At 68.9% G+C, this 19969-nt stretch carries 18 protein-coding genes; 4 read left to right on the top strand and 14 right to left on the bottom strand.

Going from position 1 to position 19969, the window contains the following annotated elements; translation table 11 throughout:
• Positions 1 to 37: 37 nt before the first annotated feature.
• Positions 38 to 490 (top strand): hypothetical protein, encoded by a 453-nt coding sequence (locus KW83_RS10760; RefSeq protein ID WP_161785487.1) that lies wholly within the window; start codon positions 38 to 40, stop codon positions 488 to 490.
• Positions 491 to 658: 168 nt separating this feature from the next.
• Here the strand turns inward: KW83_RS10760 and KW83_RS10765 are convergent, their stop codons facing one another.
• Genes KW83_RS10765 through clpS form a run of 3 tightly spaced genes read right to left on the bottom strand, consistent with a single transcriptional unit; the run spans position 659 to position 2747 of the window.
• Entirely contained in the window at positions 659 to 1465 is an 807-nt protein-coding gene (locus tag KW83_RS10765) for an SDR family NAD(P)-dependent oxidoreductase (RefSeq protein ID WP_036178334.1), read from the bottom strand.
• Between the two features lie 9 nt (positions 1466 to 1474).
• Positions 1475 to 2389: a class I SAM-dependent methyltransferase gene (locus tag KW83_RS10770; RefSeq protein ID WP_235191407.1), complete on the bottom strand. Its 915-nt coding sequence runs from the start codon at positions 2387 to 2389 to the stop codon at positions 1475 to 1477.
• Positions 2390 to 2432: 43 nt separating this feature from the next.
• Positions 2433 to 2747: an ATP-dependent Clp protease adapter ClpS gene (gene clpS, locus KW83_RS10775; protein ID WP_036178336.1), complete on the bottom strand. Its 315-nt coding sequence runs from the start codon at positions 2745 to 2747 to the stop codon at positions 2433 to 2435.
• A 97-nt stretch (positions 2748 to 2844) separates the two neighbouring features.
• On the opposite strand from clpS, the gene KW83_RS10780 reads away from it, so the two are divergent.
• A complete protein-coding gene (locus KW83_RS10780; RefSeq protein ID WP_036178339.1) occupies positions 2845 to 3543 on the top strand; it encodes an HAD family hydrolase in 699 nt (232 codons plus the stop codon).
• Between the two features lie 292 nt (positions 3544 to 3835).
• On the top strand, positions 3836 to 5038 hold the full coding sequence (locus KW83_RS10785; RefSeq protein WP_152563570.1) for a D-alanyl-D-alanine carboxypeptidase family protein: 1203 nt from the start codon (positions 3836 to 3838) through the stop codon (positions 5036 to 5038).
• 131 nt (positions 5039 to 5169) lie between these two features.
• Here the strand turns inward: KW83_RS10785 and KW83_RS10790 are convergent, their stop codons facing one another.
• The 9 genes from KW83_RS10790 to KW83_RS10830 all read right to left on the bottom strand — a co-directional run bounded on the left by KW83_RS10790 (position 5170) and on the right by KW83_RS10830 (position 15166).
• Positions 5170 to 5958 (bottom strand): metallophosphoesterase family protein, encoded by a 789-nt coding sequence (locus KW83_RS10790; RefSeq protein WP_036178341.1) that lies wholly within the window; start codon positions 5956 to 5958, stop codon positions 5170 to 5172.
• Positions 5955 to 6860 (bottom strand): diacylglycerol/lipid kinase family protein, encoded by a 906-nt coding sequence (locus KW83_RS10795; protein WP_036178343.1) that lies wholly within the window; start codon positions 6858 to 6860, stop codon positions 5955 to 5957. The genes KW83_RS10790 and KW83_RS10795 overlap by 4 nt, the downstream gene beginning before the upstream one ends.
• A 59-nt stretch (positions 6861 to 6919) precedes the next feature.
• Positions 6920 to 8533, bottom strand: a complete 1614-nt coding sequence (locus tag KW83_RS10800; protein ID WP_036178345.1) for an ABC transporter ATP-binding protein — start codon at positions 8531 to 8533, stop codon at positions 6920 to 6922.
• On the bottom strand, positions 8530 to 9747 hold the full coding sequence (locus KW83_RS10805; RefSeq protein WP_036178346.1) for an ABC transporter permease: 1218 nt from the start codon (positions 9745 to 9747) through the stop codon (positions 8530 to 8532). Before KW83_RS10805 ends, KW83_RS10800 begins: the two co-directional genes overlap by 4 nt.
• 1 nt (position 9748) lies before the next feature.
• The gene (locus tag KW83_RS10810; protein ID WP_036178348.1) at positions 9749 to 10840 is read right to left on the bottom strand and encodes a microcin C ABC transporter permease YejB; all 1092 of its coding nucleotides are present in this window, start codon (positions 10838 to 10840) and stop codon (positions 9749 to 9751) included.
• 8 nt (positions 10841 to 10848) lie between these two features.
• Complete coding sequence (locus tag KW83_RS10815) at positions 10849 to 12765, bottom strand: extracellular solute-binding protein (protein ID WP_036178351.1); 1917 nt, start codon at positions 12763 to 12765, stop codon at positions 10849 to 10851.
• A gap of 159 nt (positions 12766 to 12924) precedes the next feature.
• The gene (locus KW83_RS10820; RefSeq protein ID WP_036178353.1) at positions 12925 to 13446 is read right to left on the bottom strand and encodes a c-type cytochrome; all 522 of its coding nucleotides are present in this window, start codon (positions 13444 to 13446) and stop codon (positions 12925 to 12927) included.
• Between the two features lie 101 nt (positions 13447 to 13547).
• Entirely contained in the window at positions 13548 to 14462 is a 915-nt protein-coding gene (locus tag KW83_RS10825; protein ID WP_036178355.1) for a tyrosine recombinase XerC, read from the bottom strand.
• Positions 14459 to 15166, bottom strand: coding sequence for a DUF484 family protein (locus KW83_RS10830; RefSeq protein ID WP_036178357.1), 708 nt, complete (start codon positions 15164 to 15166; stop codon positions 14459 to 14461). The genes KW83_RS10825 and KW83_RS10830 overlap by 4 nt, the downstream gene beginning before the upstream one ends.
• Positions 15167 to 15368: 202 nt before the next feature.
• On the opposite strand from KW83_RS10830, the gene KW83_RS10835 reads away from it, so the two are divergent.
• Positions 15369 to 17615: a primosomal protein N' gene (locus tag KW83_RS10835; RefSeq protein ID WP_051928445.1), complete on the top strand. Its 2247-nt coding sequence runs from the start codon at positions 15369 to 15371 to the stop codon at positions 17613 to 17615.
• Between the two features lie 223 nt (positions 17616 to 17838).
• On the opposite strand, the gene KW83_RS10840 is transcribed toward KW83_RS10835, so the two are convergent.
• Positions 17839 to 18819 (bottom strand): hypothetical protein, encoded by a 981-nt coding sequence (locus KW83_RS10840; RefSeq protein ID WP_036178359.1) that lies wholly within the window; start codon positions 18817 to 18819, stop codon positions 17839 to 17841.
• A 778-nt stretch (positions 18820 to 19597) separates the two neighbouring features.
• Positions 19598 to 19849 carry a DUF1289 domain-containing protein gene (locus KW83_RS10850; protein ID WP_036178364.1) on the bottom strand — a complete coding sequence of 84 codons (252 nt, stop codon included), beginning with the start codon at positions 19847 to 19849 and terminating at the stop codon, positions 19598 to 19600.
• Between the last annotated feature and the right edge of the window lie 120 nt (positions 19850 to 19969).

A 19969-nucleotide genomic window follows, 5' to 3' on the forward strand; every position in this document is an offset into this window, starting at 1 on the left:
TTTCGTCTGTCATGGCGACGGTCGTAACAGGTCGGTGATGGGGCGAAAAGCGTGGATTGCGCGGCGCCGTGCGGCGTTCTACCGTCATGGGATGAAGTCGCTTCTTGCCCTGTCCGCGCTGACCCTCCTTGCCGCCTGCGCCACCCCGCGAGAGGCCTGCGTCGCCCAGCAGACCCGCGACCTGCGGGTGGTGGACGGGCTGATCGCCGAGGAGGAGGCGACGCTGGCCCGCGGCTATGCGCTGGACCGGCGGACCGAGCTGCGCCCGCGCCTGACCCTGTGCACCGGCCTCAGCCGCGGCAACGACGGGCTGTCCACCGGTGTCCGCTATTGCAGCGCCCCCGAAACCCGGACCCGCGTGGTGCCCCAGGCGGTCAACCTGGCAGAGGTGCAGGCGCGTCTGGACGGGCTCAGGGCCAAGCGGGCGGAACTGTCGGACCGCGCGTCCCGGGGCGCGGCGGCCTGCCGGGCGCGCTATCCGCAGGGCTGACGGGGCGGATTCGGCGGGTCTGGACGTCCGGTTCCGCCCGGCGGCGGGGACCGCCCCCGACGAGCTGGCGCGGACCCGCCCCTGACGATCCTGGCGGGGGCCCGCCCACGACGCGCCTGGCGCGGGCCCGCCCACGACGCGCCTGGCGGGGGACCGCCGCCGACGCGCCTAATGCGCGGAGGATTCCACCGTGTCGAGCAGCGAGCGGCCGCCATCCACGGTCAGGATCTCACCGGTGACGAAACCGGCCCCGTCGGAGGCCAGGAACTGCACCGCCTCCGCCACCTCGGAGGGCGAGGCGATGCGCTGGAGGGGCGTCGCCTCTATGATCTCCTCGCGCAGGTCCGACTGTTCCTTGATCGCGCCCTTGAGCGACGCCGACATGACCGACCCGAAGGCGATGGCGTTGACCCGGATCCGGCGCGGGGCGAGCGCCACGGCCAGGTTGCGCGTCGCCTGGTCCAGCGCGGCGGTCGAGACGGAATAGGCCATCAGATCGGGCTGCGTGCGCCGCGCCGCGATCGACGAGAGATTGATGATCGAGCCGAGAGGCCCGTCGCCGTCGTCGCCCTCGCGCTGCTTGATCATCCGCCGCGCCACATGCTGGCTGAGCCTGAGCGCCGTCATCAGGTTCTGGTCCATCAGCGTGTCGATGGTGGTGTCGTCGGGGTCGAGCGGGTCGCAGACCTCCATCTGGCGGGAGGCGTTCACCAGGATGTCGATGCGGTCGAACGCATCCACGGTGGCCGAGAGCAGGTTCGCCATGGTCAGCTTTTCGCGCAGATCGCCCGCGTAGTAGCGCGCGGTGCCGCCGTCGTCGTCCATCTCTCCGATCTCGTCCTGAAGGCGCGCCTCGTCGAGGTCGGTCATCATGACGTTGGCGCCCTTGTCGATGAAATGGCGCGCAACGGCGAGACCGACGCCATTGGCCGCCCCGGTGACGATGGCGGTCTTGCCGGCGATGGAAAGCGACATGGCGGATCCTCAGCGGGGCCGGCGCGGGCGCGCGGCGCGGAACAGTTTGTAGGCCGGGCTGCCCGACAGCTCCTCGATCTCTGCGAAGAGGCCGGACAGATGCCTTTCGTAGGGCAGGTGGCGGTTGGCGACCAGCCACAGCGTGCCGCGCGGCGTCAGGCTGGCCGCCGCCGTGTCGAGGAAGGCACGCCCAAGGCCGGGATCGCCCGCACGGCCCCGGTGGAACGGCGGGTTGGCGACGACATGATCGGCGCGGGCAGCGGGGCGCCAGGCGGTCGCGTCGGCCCAGTGGAACGCCGCGCGGGGATCGGCCAGGTTGGCGCGCGCGCAGTCGAGCGACGGGCGATGCGATTCGACCAGGTCCAGCCGGGTCACGGCCGCATGGGAGAGAACGGCGCGGGACAGCGCGCCCCAGCCCGCGCCCAGGTCGATCGCATGGCCCTTGAGCGGCGGCAGTGCGGCGATCAGCGCGGCGGAGCCGGGGTCGATCCCGTCGGTCGAGAACCCCCCCGTCGGCACGGCGAAGCCGTCCACCCGGCCGGGCGCGGCTTTCCAGCCGGAGAAATCGCCGCCCTCGATCACGAAGAGTTTGCCGTGAGCCTTGGAGATCACCGCCCCGACCCGCCCCACGGCGCGGGCGGCCCTTAGCGCCGTGTCGATACCGTCGGTCTTCTGCCCGTCCACCAGCACCGGCACGCCCAGCGCCGCGGCCTGCGCGATCCGGTCGCGCTGGGCGGCGCGGGACCGGGGCAGGGACAGCACCACGCCGCCCGCGGGACCGGCGATGGCGTCCCGCATCGGGTGCCGGCGCGCCAGCATGTCGTGATCGGGCTGATGGTCGTGAAAGATCGCCACCGGGCCCGGCAGTTCGGTCAGGTCGGTGTCCGCCGGCGGGTCGATCAGCAGGACCGGCCCCGTCAGCAACCCGTCCCGCAGCGCCAGCGGAAGGCGCGCGCCCAGCAGCCGCCTATTCCTTTTCCATGGTGCATTGCAGCGGATGCTGATGGCGGCGGGCGAAATCCATCACCTGAGTCACCTTCGTCTCCGCCACCTCGAACGAGAACACGCCGACCACGGCCAGCCCCTTCTTGTGCACGGTCAGCATGATCTCGAACGCCTGGGCGTGGTTCAGCCCGAAGAACCGCTCCAGCACGTGGACGACGAATTCCATCGGCGTATAGTCGTCGTTGAGCAGCATCACCTTGTAGAGCGGCGGCCGCTTGGTCTTGGGCTTGGTTTCGAGCACGACATCGGCATCGCCGTCGCCGGGTTTCGTCGCCATGCTCTTCAGATCTGTGGTCACGTCTGGCCCGCCGCGGTTACTCGTGAAGTCCGAAGCTGTCATATAACCAGACCTGCGTGCGGGAAAAGAGGGTGCGATGACACGGCTCACCACGATCGGCTTCGATGCGGACGACACGCTGTGGCATAACGAACGGTTCTACAAGCTGACCGAGGCGCGGTTCGCGGCGCTTCTGGCCGACCACGCGCCGCCCGGCGACCTGGCCGCGCGGCTGCTGGCGGCAGAGCGGCGCAACATCGGCCGCTACGGGTTCGGCATCAAGGGGTTCATGCTGTCGATGGTGGAAACCGCGCTGGACGTGACCGACGAGCGCGTGCCGGGGGAGGTGATCCGCGGCATCCTCGACGCGGGCCAGGAGATGCTGGCCCATCCGGTCGAGATCCTGCCCCATGCGGCCGAGACGGTGGCGGCGCTGCACGGGCGCTACCGGCTGGTGCTGGTGACCAAGGGCGACCTGCTGGACCAGGAGCGCAAGCTGGCCCAATCGGGTCTGGGGGAGTGGTTCGACGCGGTGGAGATCGTATCCGACAAGGACGCGGCGACCTACGCGCGGATCTTCGCGCGCCACGGCGACGGGGCGGCGGCCGCGTTGATGGCCGGCAATTCGATGAAATCCGACGTGCTGCCGATGATCGCGGCGGGGGGACACGGCGTGTTCGTGCCCCATGACGCGGCCTGGGCGCTGGAACATGCCGACCCGCCCGTGTCCCAGCCGCGGTTCCATCGAATCGCGGATCTGCGTGAACTGCCCGATCTGGCCGCGTCGCTGAAATAAGGTAATTTTGTGGCGCGATCCGGTATCTAGCGGAGATGCGCGGCCCGACGCCTACATCTATGGTTGACGCGGCATCGGACAAATGTTCGAAAAATGAAGCGGTTCCCGGACGACGCTGGTTGTGTTAGGGAATTGTTCATGCGGACCGACCATTGAAGAGTGGGCCGCAAGAGGCAGAAAAGGCAGTGGTTCCGTGGCATTTCTACGGTCGTTTCCCGATATTCGGGCAATCTTCGTCTGCGTGGCCCTGACCTTCTCCGCTGCGGCGGCGACGGCGGCCCCCTACGCGGCCATGGTCATCGACGCGCGCTCGGGAGAGGTGCTGCACGCGCGCAACGCCGACGCCCGGCTTCATCCGGCGTCCCTGACCAAGATGATGACGCTCTACATCGCGTTCGACGCCATTCGGCGGGGCGAGATTTCGCTCGACACGCAGGTGCAGATCTCGCGGTTCGCGGCGTCCGAGCCGCCGTCGAAGCTGGGCCTGCGCGAGGGGCAGAAGATCGCCTTTCGCTACCTGGTGCGCGCGGCGGCGGTGAAATCGGCCAATGACGCCGCGACCGCCATCGGCGAGGCGCTTTCCGGGTCGGAGTCCGCGTTCGCGCGCCGGATGACCGAGACGGCGCAGGCGCTGGGCATGACCCGGACGACGTTCCGCAACGCCCACGGCCTGACCCAAGAGGGGCACCTGTCCACCGCGCGGGACATGACCAACCTGGGCCGGCGGCTGCTCTACGACTTTCCCGAATACTACAACCTCTTCTCTCGCCAGAGCACCGACGCCGGGATCAAGACGGTGAACAACACCAACCGCCGCCTTCTGGCCGCCTATCGCGGCGCCGACGGCATCAAGACGGGCTACACACGCGCGGCGGGGTTCAACCTGGTCGCCTCGGCCGAGCGGGGCGGCGAGCGGGTCATCGCCACGGTCTTCGGCGGCCGGTCCACCGCGACACGCAACGCGCGGGTGGCGGAGCTGCTGGACATGGGCTTCGCGCGCGCGCCGTCCTACGTCGCGGTGGCCAAGCCCGCGGCGCCGGACCTTGGCAGGGCATCCGGCGCCGCGGTGGCCGTCGTCGCGCGGTCCCTGCGCCCGACGCCGCGGCCCGCGACGGCGGCGCCGGCACCGGCCCCCGTGGTCGTGGCCTCCAACGGGGCGATCCCGCTGACCGCGCTGCCGGCGCCGGCCACGGCGCTGGTCCCGCCCGCGCGGCCCAGCGACGGGCTGCAGGTCGTCACCCGGATGTCGAGTTCCGGCGGGCGGCACTGGGGGATCAACATCGGCAGCTTCAACTCCCGCTACCAGGCCGAGCAGGTGCTTCTCCAGACCGCCCTGACGGAGATCGGGACCCTGGACGAAGCGCTGCGCAAGGTGGTCCAGGGCAACCGGGGATGGGAGGCGAATTTCGTAGGCATGACCGAGGACCGCGCCCAGCTTGCCTGCCGGCGGCTCCAGGCGCGGGACATGGCCTGCACGCCCCTCGGACCCGGCTGAGGGGGCAGAGCGGTCGGTCCGGGCGTCCTGGACCGACGCGCGCTGCCTTTCTTGCTGCCTTTTGCGGATGCCGACGGGCGGTCCGCCACGCGGCATCGCGGCACACGGGGGTGGTAACGGGGGGGGGCGGGTCAGTCCGCGGTCCAGCCGGACACGGCGGACCGGGAGAAGGACAGCGCGCGGTCCCGCTGGAACGTGGCATCCGTGCCGGCCGAGAACGTCTCGACCTCGATGCGGCCGGGGGTGCAGCTCAGCAGGTTGAACGTGTTGTCCTCTCCCCTCAGGCGGGTCGAAAGGCCGGTGCCCGCCTGAACGAAGAGACAGCCCGGCGAGATCGCGAAAGGCCGCGTGACCGTATTGTGCAGATGGCCCGACAGCACCACGTCGGCGCCCGCCCCGCGCAGCGCGGCAAGGGCATGGCGCGCGCCGCGCATCAGCCGTTTTTCCACCTCCGGCCCGTGTTCCAGGGGATGGTGCAGGACGGCGATCCGGAGCCGGGCGTCGCCCCGCGCGAAGGCCGCCGAGAGCCGGCGGATGGTGCGCGGCGACATCCGCCCCCGCTGCCAGGAGAACCGGTTCACCGTGTTCACGCCGACCACATGCATGTCCGGGGTTTCCAGCTCTGGCTCCAGCACCGGGTCGATGGCACGGCGGTAGCGCCGGAACGGCACCACGAAACGCAGCAGCAGATTGTCCAGGGGGGTGTCGTGGTTGCCGGGCACCGACAGGGTGGGCGGCGCCAGCCGGTCCAGAAAGGCGCGGGCGCGGGCGAACTGCGCCACCCGCGCCCGCTGGGTGAAGTCGCCCGAGATCGCCACAAGGTCCGGGGCCAGGCCGTTGACCGTCTCGACCAGCGGGGTTTCCAGCTCTGGCCGGTCGCGGCCGAAATGCAGGTCCGACAGGTGGAGGATGCGGATCACGGCGCCGGCTCCTGTCTGTCCGGAAGGAGGATGGTCAGCAGATCGTCGGACATGCGAAAGCGGTAAGGACCCGGCAGGCGGGCCTTTTCGCCGTCGAAGGCGACAAGGGTCCGGGCCCGCCGCGTGGTCACGACCAGCGACCGCGTGGCGATGAGGTCGTAGTCCCGGCCGCGCTTGGGCGCGCGCAGCGCCAGCCGCAGCGTCATCGCCAGCAGTGCCCGGCGCCCGGAGGCGCGCGCGATCAGCACGGCGAAGCGGTCCCGGTCTATCGCCTCCGCCCCGTCGAGCCCGAAACTGCGGAGCTGGTAGGCGGAGCGCGCCGCGAAGACCAGCGGCGTGCGCCGGGTCTCGGTCCCCGCATCCGTCTCGATGGTCAGCTTCATCGGCTTGCGGAACCGCAGGAACACCTTGAGCACCGACCAATGCGCCGCCAGGCGGAACCGCCCCCAGCGGGAATAGACCGTCTCCCGCTCCTTCAGGATCGCCGGGTAGATGCCGATGGAGGCGTTGTTCAGAAACGCCCGGCCGTTGACCGTGCCGACGCGGATCGGGTGCGGCCGGGCATCGAGAAGCTGTCTGGCGGCCTCTTCCGGCACCTCGCTGAGGCCAAGTCCGCGGGCGAAGAAATTGAACGTGCCCATCGGCAGGACGCCCATCGGGACCTCGCGCCCCAGAAGCGCGCCGGCGACGGCCATCACCGTTCCGTCGCCGCCCGCCGCCACGATGAACTCCGGGCGATGGGCCAGCGCGCGGTCGATGGCGGTTTCGATTGGCTGGCCGGAGGTCCATTCGATCCGGTGCGCGCCGTCGCCCAGCACCGCCATGGCGCGCGCGACGGCGTCCTGGCCGCGCCTGTTCCGGCCGGACCCGGCATTGCAGATGAGGCAGATGGTGCGGGACATGCGGAGCCTGAGCGGAGCGTTGACCGTAAAACGCGCGAGGGCGCGTGCGGGTCCGTGCCTCAGGCGGCGGAACCTGCCGCCGCGCCGAAGGCCGCGGCCATGAGTTCGCGCGTATAGGCGGTGCGGGGCCGGTCGAAGATCTCATCGACGGGCCCGGCCTCGACCACATCGCCTTTCTGCATCACCATCACCTTGTGGCTCAGGGCGCGCACCACCTTGAGGTCGTGGCTGATGAACAGATAGGCAAGGCGGTATTTCTGCTGCAAGTCGCGCAGCAGCGTCACGATCTGCACCTGCACGGTCATGTCCAGCGCCGAGGTCGGCTCATCCAGCACCACCAGGCGGGGGCGCAGGATCATGGCGCGCGCGATGGCGATGCGCTGACGCTGTCCGCCGGAGAACTCGTGCGGATAGCGATGCATCGTGGCGGGGTCGAGCCCCACTTCGGCCATGATGTCGGCCACCATCTGCCGCTTGTCGCGCCCCTCGCGGGTGCCGTGGATGCCCAGCCCCTCGGCGATGATCTCCTCGACCGTCATGCGGGGCGAGAGCGATCCGAACGGATCCTGGAACACGATCTGCATGTCGGCGCGCAGCGGACGCATGGCGCGACCCTTCAGCCCCTGGATGTCGCGGCCCAGGAACACGATCGGCCCCTCGGAGGAGATCAGCCGCATGATCGCCAGCGCCAGGGTGGTCTTGCCGGAGCCGCTCTCGCCGACGATGCCCACCGTCTCACCCTCGCGCACGCTGAGCGTCGCGGCGTTCACCGCCTTCACGTGGCCGACCGTGCGGCGCATGAGACCCCGCTGGATCGGGAACCAGATCCTCAGATCCTCGGTCCCGGCGATCGGCTTGGCATCGGCGGGCACGGGCGCGGGCGTGCCGGTGGATTCGGCGGCCAGGAGCATCTGCGTATAGGGATGGCCCGGCGCGTCGAAGATCTCCGCCGTGGGGCCGGTCTCGACGATCTCGCCGTCCTTCATCACGCAGACCCGGTCGGCGATCTGCCGCACGATGGTCAGGTCGTGGGTGATGAACAGCATCGACAGGCCCTGCGCCACCTTCAACTCGCGCAGGAGTTCCAGGATCTGGGCCTGGATCGTGACGTCGAGCGCGGTGGTGGGTTCGTCCGCGATCAGCAGCTCCGGCCCGTTGGCCAGGGCCATGGCGATCATCACCCGCTGGCGCTGCCCGCCCGAAAGCTGGTGCGGATAGGCGCCCAGCCGGCTTTCGGGATCGTTGATACCGACCTGGGTCAGCAGCTCCAGGATCCGCGCGCGGGCCTTGTCGCCGGTCAGGCCCTGGTGCAGCGCCAGGCTTTCGGCCAGCTGCTTTTCCAGCGTGTGCAGCGGGTTGAGAGAGGTCATCGGCTCCTGAAAGATGAAGCTGATGTCGTTTCCGCGCACCTTCCGCAGCAGACGCTCGTCGGCCCCGACCATCTCCTGCCCGGCGTAGCGGGCCGAGCCGGTGATCCGCGCGGAGCCGGGGAGCAGATCCACGGTCGACAGCGCCGTGACCGATTTGCCGGAGCCGGATTCGCCCACCAGCGCCACGGTTTCCCCGCGCGCCACGGTGAAGGAGACGCCGCGGACGGCGCGGGTTTCCGCCCCGTCCTGGCGGAAGTGCACGTTGAGGTCACGGACCTCCAGGACGGGTGGGGTGTCGCTCACTGGAAGGTCTTTCGCGGGTCGAAGGCGTCGCGGATGCCTTCGAAGATGAACACCAGCAAAGACAGCATCACCGCGAAGGTGACGAAGGATGTGAAGGCCAGCCAGGGCGCCTGGAGGTTCTGCTTGGCCTGGAGCGTGAGTTCGCCCAGCGACGGGGCGCTGGACGGAAGCCCGAACCCCAGGAAATCGAGCGAGGCCAGCGTCGAGATCGTGCCGGTGATGATGAACGGCAACATGGTGACGGTGGCGACCATGGCGTTGGGCAGCATGTGGCGGAACATGATCGTGCTGTTGGACACCCCCAGCGCGCGGGCGGCGCGGACGTATTCGAAGTTGCGCGCGCGCAGGAATTCCGCGCGCACCACGCCCACCAGCGCCGGCCAGCCGAAGAGGACGGTGACGAACACCAGCAGCCAGAACCCCCGCCCCAGGATCGCGAACAGGATGATGATGACGTAGAGCGACGGGGTCGAGACCCAGATCTCGATCACCCGCTGAAAGATCAGGTCGGTCCAGCCGCCGAAATAGCCCTGCACCGCCCCGGCGAGGATACCGATGACAGAGGTCAGCACGGTCACGATAAGGGTGAACAGGATCGACAGGCGGAAGCCGTAGATGACCCGCGCCGCCACGTCGCGGGCGGTGTCGTCGGTGCCCAGCAGGTGGTCGGCGTCCGGCGCGGAGGGGGCCGCGCCGCCGATGTCGTTGATCGTGTCGTAGCTGTAGGGGATCGGCGGCCAGAGAAGCCAGCCGGCGCTGGCGCCGTCCGCCACGGCGCCGCTCTCGATCAGGTCCCGGGGCGTGTCGAAGCACTCCTCCAGCCCGCCGGTGCGGATCAGGCACTGCACCTCGACGTCGGTATAGATCGCCTCGGTCCGGAAATCGCCGCCGAAGGCGGTCTCCGGGTAGAAGTTGAATACGGGCATGTAGATCTCGCCCCGGTAGCTCAGCGCGATGGGTTTGTCGTTGGCGATGAACTCCGCAAACAGGCTGAGGCCGAAGATCACGCAGAACAGGATCAGCGACCAGAAGGCGCGGCCGTTGCGGCGGAAGTTGCGCCAGCGCCTCTCATTCAGCGGGCTGAGATAGCGGCGGCGGCGCGCCGGCGCCACGGGGGGCGGCGCGTCATGGCCGGGAGAGGGCAGGGGTGCGGGGCTTTCCAGTCCCGGATCCGTCGGGCCGTGGGCGCGCGAGGCGGGGTCGGGGCGGCTCATCTCAGCCCTCCCGCGTCTCGAAGTCGATGCGCGGATCGACGAAGACATACATCAGGTCCGACAGGATCCCCACCACCAGACCGATCAGGCCGAAAAAGAACAGCGTGCCGAAGATCACCGGGTAGTCGCGGGCGACCGCGGCCTCGAACCCCAGCCGGCCCAGACCGTCGAGCGAGAAGATCGTCTCGATGATGAGGCTGCCGCCGAAGAACACGCCGATGAACACCGACGGGAACCCGGCGATGACGATCAGCATGGCGTTGCGGAAGACATGGCCGTAGAGCACGCGGCTTTCCTTCAGCCCCTTGGCGCGGGCGGTGACGACATACTGCTTCTTGATCTCGTCCAGAAACGAGTTCTTGGTCAGCAGGGTCAGCGTGGCGAAGGCAGAGATGGTGGAGGCCATGACCGGCAGCGCGATGTGCCACAGGTAGTCGCCGGCCTTGCCCAGCAGCGACAACTGGTCGAAATTGTCGGAGGTCAGCCCCCGCAGCGGGAAGATCTGCCAGTAGGAGCCGCCCGCGAACAGCACCAGCAGCAGGATCGCGAAGAGAAAGCCCGGGATCGCGTAGGCGACGATGATCAGCGCCGAGGTCCAGGTGTCGAAGCTGGAGCCGTCGCGCACCGCCTTGTTGATGCCCAGCGGGATCGACACCAGATAGGCGATCACCGTGGACCACAGCCCCAGCGTGATCGACACCGGCAGCTTTTCCCAGACCAGCTCCAGCACGCCGATGGAGCGAAAGTAGCTCTCGCCGAAATCGAGGCGGATGTAGTTCCACATCATCGAAAAGAAGCGTTGCAGCGGCGGCTTGTCGAAGCCGAACTCCTTTTCCAGCTCGGCGATGAAATCGGCCGGCAGCCCGCGCGCGCCCGCGTAGTCGGAGCTGCCGGAGCCTGCGTCCATCTCCGCCGCCCCGGTCGATCCGCCACCCGAAAAGCCCTCGAACACGTTGCCGGAGCCTTCCATACGGGCGATCACCTGCTCGATCGGCCCGCCGGGGACGAACTGCGTCAGCACGAAGTTCACCACCATGATCCCGAAGAGCGTGGGGACGATCAGCAGCAGCCGCCGAAGGATATAAGAGCCCAAACCGGACCTCAGTATGCGCCGGCGGCGCGCAGGTCGGCGGCGGCGTCGGCGTCGTACCACCAGAAGTCGAGCACGCCGACGGCCAGCGGCGGCAGCTCCTCGGGGTGCTTGTAGACGTTGTAATAGGCCACCCAGTTGTCGGGATTGTAGAAGAACGGGATGTCGAAACCGATGCTGCGCAGCGTCCGGTCGAAGGCATGTGTCGCGGTGGTGAGTTCCTCCAGCGTCCGGGTGTCTTCGGTGATGACGTCGATGAGGCGGTCCACGGCCTCATCGCGCAGGCGCATGATGTTGCGGGACGAATCGTCCGCGACCTCAGACCCGAACCACTGTTCGAGGCCGGTGGAGGGTTCGAACCCCATCTGGAAGGCCTGGTTGGTCAGGTCGAAATTGCCCGCGCGGCGGCGTTCGACATACTGGGCGGTATCGACCTTTTCCAGTCTGCCGTCGACGCCCAGCTGCCTGAGATTGCTCAGGAACGGCGTGATGACCTTGTCGTAGGTCGGGTTGAACTGGATGAAGGTCAGGGTCAGCCGCTCGCCGTCCTTGACGCGGATACCGTCGTCGCCGGATTCCCAACCCGCCGCGTCCAGAAGCGCGCCGGCGGCGCGGACGATCCGCCGTCCGGGCTGGTTGGTGGACGCGTCATGCTCTACCGGCACGGCCGCGGGTTCCGTCAGGATGCTGGCGTCCAGCAGCCCCTCATCCACCAGCGGTTGCAGGATGGCCGCCTCTGCCGCATCCGGAACCCCGGTCGCGGCCAGATCGGTGCCGGTCCAGAAGCTTTCGGGCTGGCCGTAGGCGTCGTAATAGAGCGTCTTGTTCGACCAGGCGAAGTTGAACATCATCGCGATGGCCTTGCGCACCCGCGGATCCTGCCATTTCTCCTTGTCGAGGTTGAAGTTCCACGAGAACCGCTGCGCCACGGTGCCGTCGGGGATCTCTTCCTTGGTGACGTAGCCGTTCTGCATGGCGCGGAAATCGTAGCCGGTGTTCCAGTCGGCGGGGTCGGTTTCGGTCCGGTAGAGGTATTCGCCCGCCTTGAACGCCTCCAGCGCGGCGGAACTGTCGGCGAAATACTCGATCCGGATCCGGTCGAAATTGTTGCGCCCCCGGTTCATCGGCAGGTCGTTGCCCCAGTAATCCTCATTCCGGGTATAGACGATCTGGCGGCCGAAATCGGCGCTGCCCAGCACATAGGGGCCGGTAGACATGAACGGTTCGGTCTGGCTGTCGTCGAGCCGGACCTCGTTCGCCTCGAACCAGGCCTTTGAGAACACCGGGCTGGAGCCGGCCTGCTGCACGCGCACGCGCTCCGGCATGTAGTCTGAGAAGTTGAAGCGGATGGTGTAGTCGTCGATCACCTCGACGCTGTCGTAGAACTGCGCGGCGGAGCGGCGGAATTCCGGGATGCCCTGCTCGACGAACAGCTGCTGGGTGAACTTCACGTCCTCTGCGGTCATCGGCGTGCCGTCGGAAAAGGTCACGTCGTCGCGCAGCGTGAAGGTGGCGTAGGTCCGTGCGTCGTCGTATTCCACGCTGGTGCACAGAAAGCAGTACATCCCGTAGGGGTCGTCCGCGACCTCCGTCATCAGCCGCTCCGTGCCGATCGACGCCAGGGACGCCGCGACCCCGACGCGGGCGTAGGGGTTGAAACTGTCGTAGGTTCCGATCGACCAGGTGGACAGCTCGCCGCCCTTGGGCGCGTCGGGGTTGACGTAGTCCAGCTGTGCATCGGGGCCGTATTTCAGCTCTCCGTAGTTCGTGTAGCCGTGCGAGACGGTGACGCCCTGGCCAGCCGCCTCTGCCGGGACCTGGGGGGCCGTCGCTGACAGCGCCGTTCCGGCCAGCACGATTGCGGTCAGGAGCGGCCGGAGACCGGGCAGCGTGCGGGCCCTGGCGCGGGCGGGTCTGGCAGGCGTCATGTCTCTCTCCATCACGGATCGGGGGGAACAGGGAAAGCTAAGGGGGCGCGGCGGCAACGTTCAAGTTGAAAACGCGTGATGCGCCGGTGAGCCGCGCGCCGCAACGAACGACGCCGGCCACGCGGGACCGGCGTTCGGCGTGCTGACCTGGACGGGCGCTCAGCCCCCGAGGCTGTCGAGATAGGCGATCAGGTTGGCGCGGTCGTCGACCTTGGGCAACCCGTTGTAGCTCATCGCCGTGCCGGGCGCGGTTCCCTGCGGATTCTCCAGGAAGGTGTTGAGGCTGGCCGGGTCCCAGACCTCGAAGTTTTCGGACAGGGCGCCGGAGTAGTTGAAGCCGGCGATGGACGCGACCTCCCGGCCGACGACGCCGTTCAGATACGGCCCCACGGCATTCGATCCGTCGACCTTGTGGCAGGCGCGGCATTTGGTGAACACCCGCTCGCCGGCGCTGGCATCGGCCGAGGCGAACACCTCCTCGAACGGAACCGCCTCTTCCTGCTGGCCGTCCCCGCCCCCGTCGGCGCCTTCGGGCACCTCGATCGAGTAGGCCTGCTCTTCCTCGCCGTGCTCGCTGCCGACGCTGTAGATCGCCTCCGCCGCCCAGCTGCCCAGCAAAAACACCAGCAGAGTGCCGCCGAAGCCGCCGACGATCTTGGTCACGGTCATGGTATCGAACATATATCGCCTGCCTTGCATCGGATGTCGCGCTTTCTCTAGCCGCAAGCGGGCGGCATGTTCAAGCGTCATGGGGTGCGACGAACGGGCCTTCGGCGGCCGCGTCAGCCGTGGGGGTGCGCTTTTTCATAGACCGCCATCAGCCGGGAGGCGTCGACGCCGGTATAGGCCTGGGTGGTGGACAGCGACGCATGGCCCAGCAGTTCCTGGATCGTGCGCAGGTCGCCGCCGGCGGCCAGCAGATGCGTGGCGAAGGAATGGCGCAGCGCATGGGGCGTGGCGCTGGCGGGCAGGCCGAGCTGCAGGCGGGCGCGCTCCATGGTCAGGGCGATCTGGCGCGGGTTCAGTGCGCCGCCGCGCACGCCGCGAAAGAGGGCGCTGCCGGGCGACAGGTCGAACGGGCAGAGCCGGCGGTAGGCCTCGACCGCGGCGCGGGCGGCGGGCAGGACCGGCACCAGCCGCTCCTTGCCGCCCTTGCCCGCGATGCGCAGCGTGTCGGGCAGGGGGGCCTTGCCCGCGTCCAGCCCCAGCGCCTCCGAGATCCTCAGCCCGCAGCCCCACAGCACCGTCAGCACCGCCGCGTCGCGGGCCGCCACCCAGGGCGTGTCGTGCTGGAGGGCGGCGGTGGCGAGCATGTCGCCCGCCGCCTCCACGCTGAGCGGGCGCGGCAGTTTGCGGACGAATTTCGGCGCGCGCGCCGACAGGATCGGGGTGGGATCGAACCCCTCGCGCTCGGCCATCCAGCCGGCAAAGCCCTTGACCGCCGACAGCGCGCGGGCGAGCGAGCGCGCCGACAGACCGTCCGCCCGTTCGCGCGCCATCCAGGCGCGCATGTCCGTCAGGCGCACGGCGGCCAGCAGCGCGGTGCCGGTCTCCTCTCCCAGATGTTCGGACTGGAACGCCAGAAACCCCACCAGATCGGTGCGATAGGCCTCGATCGTCGCGGCAGAGGCCGCCTCGACCCCCCGCAGGTGATCGAGCCAGCGGCCCAGCGCGTCGGCCAGGCCCGCGGAGATCATGCCAGGAACCGCCGCAGGCTCCGTTCCAGCACACCGGCGAAGAAGGCCAGCAGATCGGACCCCTGGCCGGGCGCGAACTGCTGCGGATCCTCGGCGCCCAGGATCAGCAGCCCCGGCAGGCGCCCCTTGCCCAGGTCCAGCGCCAGGCAGGCCTCTGACCGGATCGCGGGGGCACGGTCGCCATAGACATCGGCATCGCCCCCCTCCACCCGGCGCAGGGTCACCTGACGCGGCGCGCCGCCCTGCGACAGACCGACGAAGAGGCTGGTATAGCCCATCTCCGCCAGACCCATCACGTCCTCCAGGGCGCCCAGATGCGCGGTGGAGCGGTCGCCCGCCGTCTCCAGGACCAGCCGCATCCCGTCCACCCTGAGCGTGTCGGCGACCGGGCCGGCGAGCGCCCCCATGAAGGCGTCGAAGGCGTCGTGCTCCAGCAGGGTCAGGATCGCGCGGTGGATCATGTTGGTCCCCGCCAGGTTTTCATAGGCCGCGGCGATCACGTTGCGATGGGTGTCCTCCAGCCGGTCGAGCCGCGCCTCCAGCCGCTCCATGGCGACGGCGCGCATGTCCACGACATTGCCGCCGCGGGTGTTGTCGGCGGCATCGGCCAGCGCGCGCATCAGGTCGGGATCGTCGAGGATCCGGTCGGGTTCGGACAGAAGTTTGCCGCGCACCGCGGGGTCCGCCAGGGGATGGGATGTCATTTGCCTGCTCTCTTCGGTTTTTCTTCCGTCTACCAGAGCGCGACTTGCCCGGCCTAGCGGCAAATTCCGCACAGCCGCCCGACGATGCCGGAAAGCGACAGCGCGCCTTGCGCCGCCGCCGGCGGCAGCGGCCGCGGCCGCGCCAAGGGTTGCGCGGGACGCGGCAAGGGCGCATCTCAACCCAACCCCAGGACCCGCCTCGATGACCGACGATCTCTTTGCCCGTCCCGACCCCGCCGCGCCGCCCTGCCCGCAGACCGGCCGGGCGCGATTCGCTCCCGGCGCGCTGGTGTCGGTGCTCACCACGCAGCCGCTGGACCGCACGCTGGACTACCGTGCGCCCCAGGCCGGCTGCGCCAAGGGCGATTTCGTGGAGGTGCCGCTCGGCCCCCGCCGGGTGCTCGGCGTGGTCTGGGGCGCGGGAGAGGGCGGCTACGATCTGTCGCGCGTGCGGCCCGTGCACCGGGTGCTCGACGTGGCGCCGATGCGCGACGAGATGCGGCAGTTCCTGACCCGCGCCGCCGAATACACGCTGACCCCGTTGCCCGCGATGCTGCGGCTGGCGACCCGGTCGCCGGGCCTGGGTCAGGACGTGTCGCTGCGGCGCGTCTATGCGCGCGGCGCGGCCGACCCCGACCGCATGACCGACGCCCGTGCCCGTGTCCTGGCGGTGTTCGACGACGCGCCGGGCCTGTCCTTCACCATGGCCGAACTGGCGGAGCTGGCGGGCTGCGGCGCCTCCGTGGTCAGGGGGCTGGTCGCCCAGGGCGCGGTGGAAGAGCGCGAGGCGCCGCGCGACACGGCCTATCCCCGGCTCGACCCCGACCTGCCCGGCAAGCCGCTGACCGACGACCAGGCGCCCGCCGCGGCGCAGCTGACCGGGGCCGTCGCCGCCGGCCGCTACGGCACGACCATGCTGCGCGGCGTCACCGGGTCGGGCAAGACAGAGGTCTATCTGGAGGCCGTCGCCGCCTGCCTGCGCGCCGGCCGCCAGGCGCTGGTCCTGCTGCCCGAGATCGCGCTGACCTCCGAATTCCTGTCCCGGGTCGAGGCGCGATTCGGCGCGCGGCCCGCAGAATGGCACCATGGCGTGACCCAGACGGAACGCCGCCGCTGCTGGAAGATGGCCGCAGAGGGCGGCGCGTCGCTGGTGGTCGGCGCCCGATCCGCCCTGTTCCTGCCGTTCCGGGATCTTGGTCTCATCGTCGTGGATGAGGAGCACGACACATCCTACAAGCAGGAGGACGGCGTGCTCTACTCGGCCCGCGACATGGCCGTGCTGCGCGCGTCGCTGGCGTCCGCGCAGGTGGTCCTGGCCTCCGCCACGCCGTCGCTGGAGACCTGGGCCAACGTGGAGTCCGGCAAGTACCGCGCCCTGACGCTGCATTCGCGCTTCGGCGACCGCGCCATGCCCGACATGCGCGCCATCGACATGCGGGCCGAGGACGTGCCGCCCGGCCGCTGGGTGTCGCCCACGCTCCGCGCGCTGATCGCCGACCGGCTGGAGAAGGGCGAACAGTCGCTGCTGTTCCTGAACCGCCGCGGCTATGCGCCCGTCACGATCTGCCGCGCCTGCGGCGGCATGATCGGCTGCGACCACTGCGACGCGCGGATGGTCGAGCACCGGTTCCTCAAGCGGCTCGTCTGCCATCAGTGCGGTGAGACCAGGCCGATTCCGGCGGCCTGCCCCTCCTGCGACGTCGAGGGCAAGCTTGCCCCCGTCGGCCCGGGCGTCGAGCGCATGGCCGAGGAGGCGACCGCGCTCTTCCCGGAGGCCCGGGTCGAGGTGCTGTCGTCGGACATGTATACCTCGGCCCGGGCGCTGAAGGCCCGGATCGAGGCGATCGCCGCGGGCGATGCCGACATCGTGGTGGGCACCCAGCTTGTCGCCAAGGGGCACAACTTTCCGCTGCTGACGCTGGTCGGCGTGATCGATGCCGACCTGGGGCTGCAGGGGTCGGACCTGCGCGCGGCCGAGCGGACCTTTCAGCTGATGCGCCAGGTCGCGGGGCGGGCAGGGCGGGCGGAGCGCCCGGGCGCGGCGTGGCTGCAGACCTTCCAGCCGGACCATCCGGTGATCCGCGCGATCCTCAAGGGCGACGAGGACGGGTTCTGGGCCGCGGAGGCCGCCGAGCGCCGCGCCGCCGGGGTGCCGCCCTACGGGCGCATGGCGGGGATCGTGCTGTCGTCGCCCGATGTTCAGGCGGTGTTCGATCTGGGCAACCGCATGGCCCGCGCGGACGCGCCGCTGCGCCGTGTCGGCGCGCGGCTCTACGGGCCCGCTCCGGCCCCTATCGCCCGCATCCGCGGCCGCCACCGCGTCCGTCTGCTGGTCAAGGCGGACAAGTCCGCTCCGCTCCAGGCCGCGCTTGCCGAGTGGCTGGCCCAGATCCGCATCAAAGGCGACATCCGGCTCAGCGTCGATATCGACCCGCAGAGTTTCTACTGACGGGCCATGGGACGGCGACGCCTGCGCTGGCACCTGAGACCGGCCGGGCCGGACGGCGCCGGGTTGTCATCCGCGACCGACGCCGGCGGCGATCTGGGTCGGGGCGGTCAGGGCGGCCGCTGGACCGCTCCGCGGAGCGCCTTGGGAACGCGGCGCCCCTTTCTCAGGAGCCATTCCGAGTTGTAGGACACGGGCGGCAGGAAACTGTCGCCCGTTTTCCGTTTCAGGTCGTCATCGACCCTGAAGTTTCGCCCACATCGGCGTGCCGTGGAACAGCCACGGTTGGTAGAGAATCCTGGCGAGGTCGGGCAGGTGAGGTCGGTCGTCCCGCCGGCGGTCTCGCTTCTTGTTGGTGGCTCCAGGCGAGGGACGCCGCCTTCGTGTAGGTATCGCGCGTCATAGCGCCATCGAATGCGTTCCGGCTGTCGCGCTCGTGCTTCACAAAGTTGAACCAGTGATCGCGCAGGTGCTCGATCTCGTCTGCCCGAGCGCTGGCGGCTAGCGTTGCCATGTAGGCCTCTGGCGAGAGCGCTTCACCAGCGGCGTCGAATGCCTTGGCGGTCCGCCCCACGAAGTGACGCAGGCGCTTCTCCGCGGCGGAGAAGAGCGCAGGCTCGTCGAACCTCGCAGTCGGTCGCTGGAAGTGGAGCAGCGGCGCTGTGAAGGTGCCTTTCGAGTTCTCGTATTCCTTGCGAAGGCTCGAGCCCCGAGCGACGCCGAAATAGGCCTCTTCGATCACCTCCAGCGGGTCGATAGTCGGATCGAAATCTACATCGCAGCGGAAGACATAGCCTGACCGGATGTCGGCGCTGACCGAGCAGTTCAGCTGCGTGATCTTGCGGTCGATCTTCGTCTGCCAGTTCACCCCCACGACGATGTCGTCGTGGGCGATGCGGGTGTGGGTGTATGGCTTGCCGTCCTTGATGCGCTGCCGTTCGATGCGCTTTCGCCATTCCGCAAGTTGCGCCTGTTCGTAGGCGAGGAGGGTCCGTTCGAGCCAGAAGATGCGATCGTAGAGCCTGGACATTCCCGGCTCCGTTTCGCCTCTCGACGTCCGAAGAATGCGCCGGATGTCGTGGAGGCCGGTGCCGTTGGCCAGCAGAGACAAGATCTCGATGTTCTCGTCGCGCTTCTTCTGTCGACGATGTTCGCTGGAGACCGTGAAGCGGGAGCCAGGCAGTCCCTTGCAGGGCTTGTGGATCACCCGGACAGAGCGCGCACGAGGCACAGAACCCTTCTTGTAGCCGACCTTTCGCGACGGCTTGCCGTTGGCGCCGTTGAAAATGAACTCCTCGGGCTTTTCCAGGTAGGCCGTGCCGCAGTTGCCTCAGAAGGGGCCCTCCAAGGAGCCGTTCTGGACCCATAGTCGATGCCGCTCCTCCTCGTAAGCTTCGTTCGATAGCAGCCTCGTCTGGACGCCGCATTCCGAGTTGCCCCGGAGGTGCTGGCAGATAATGACACGGCCGTCGCTCCAAGCGCGCGGATCGCCCGCGAACTCGAAGGCATCGGTCTCCCGATGTAGGTTGTCGCCGCTCTCTGCCTCCATCCTTTAGCGACCGACACCCCGCGCAATCGTGGGGTCGGCCATCGCGGCCCTTAGCCGCTTCTCGGCCGCACCACGCCCTACGAAGGCGTGCTTCGTCGGCGCCGGTTCGATTCCGTAGTTCCCGCAGTCAGGATCGCCGCAGCAGTTGAGATTTGTGTCGCCCGACACACGAGGGTATACTTGCGCGAGCGTGAGGTTCTGAAGGCTCTTCACCTTGTCCGGTCCTTTCGTCCGTTTCTGGGTCAAGAGCTCGCGCACCTCCAAGATTGGCCGGTCTGGCCAATGACGAAATCAGGCGGGCGCAAGAGAGCGCTCGCGGCGGGAAGTTCAGACTTCCCGCGATTCCGCCTCTGATGGCGGAAAAATCAGACGAAATTAGGGCGGAAAAACAAGAGCCTGCCGACCTCTCGGTCGGCAGGCTGGCAAGACGCGTGTCCTACGGTGCGGAATGGCGCCCCTTTCTCAGGCACCGTTCCAGATAGGCCGGGCGCCAATGGGCATAGCGGCCCATCCGCTCCTGCTGGGCGATGACAAGCGCAAGAAAGGCCTCGGCGGCGGTGCGCTTCTTCAGGGTCTTGCCGATTTTCTTCTGATCCCTGGTCATCGAACAGCCGATGCAATGCGCCCCCGCCGGGCCGGGGCGCTTGAACTTGCAGACACCGATGCAGGGGCTTTGAACCTTCGCCATTCCGCGTCTCATATGGGCACTGCGGACCGTCGCCGCCAGCGGGGCCGACACCCCGTTTCCGAAAACCGCGGCGGATGGGCGCGTGCGGGGCCTGCCCAGCCGCCGGTTTCCGCCATCGTG

The sequence above is a fragment of the Palleronia rufa genome, from assembly GCF_000743715.1.
GTDB lineage: Bacteria > Pseudomonadota > Alphaproteobacteria > Rhodobacterales > Rhodobacteraceae > Palleronia > Palleronia rufa.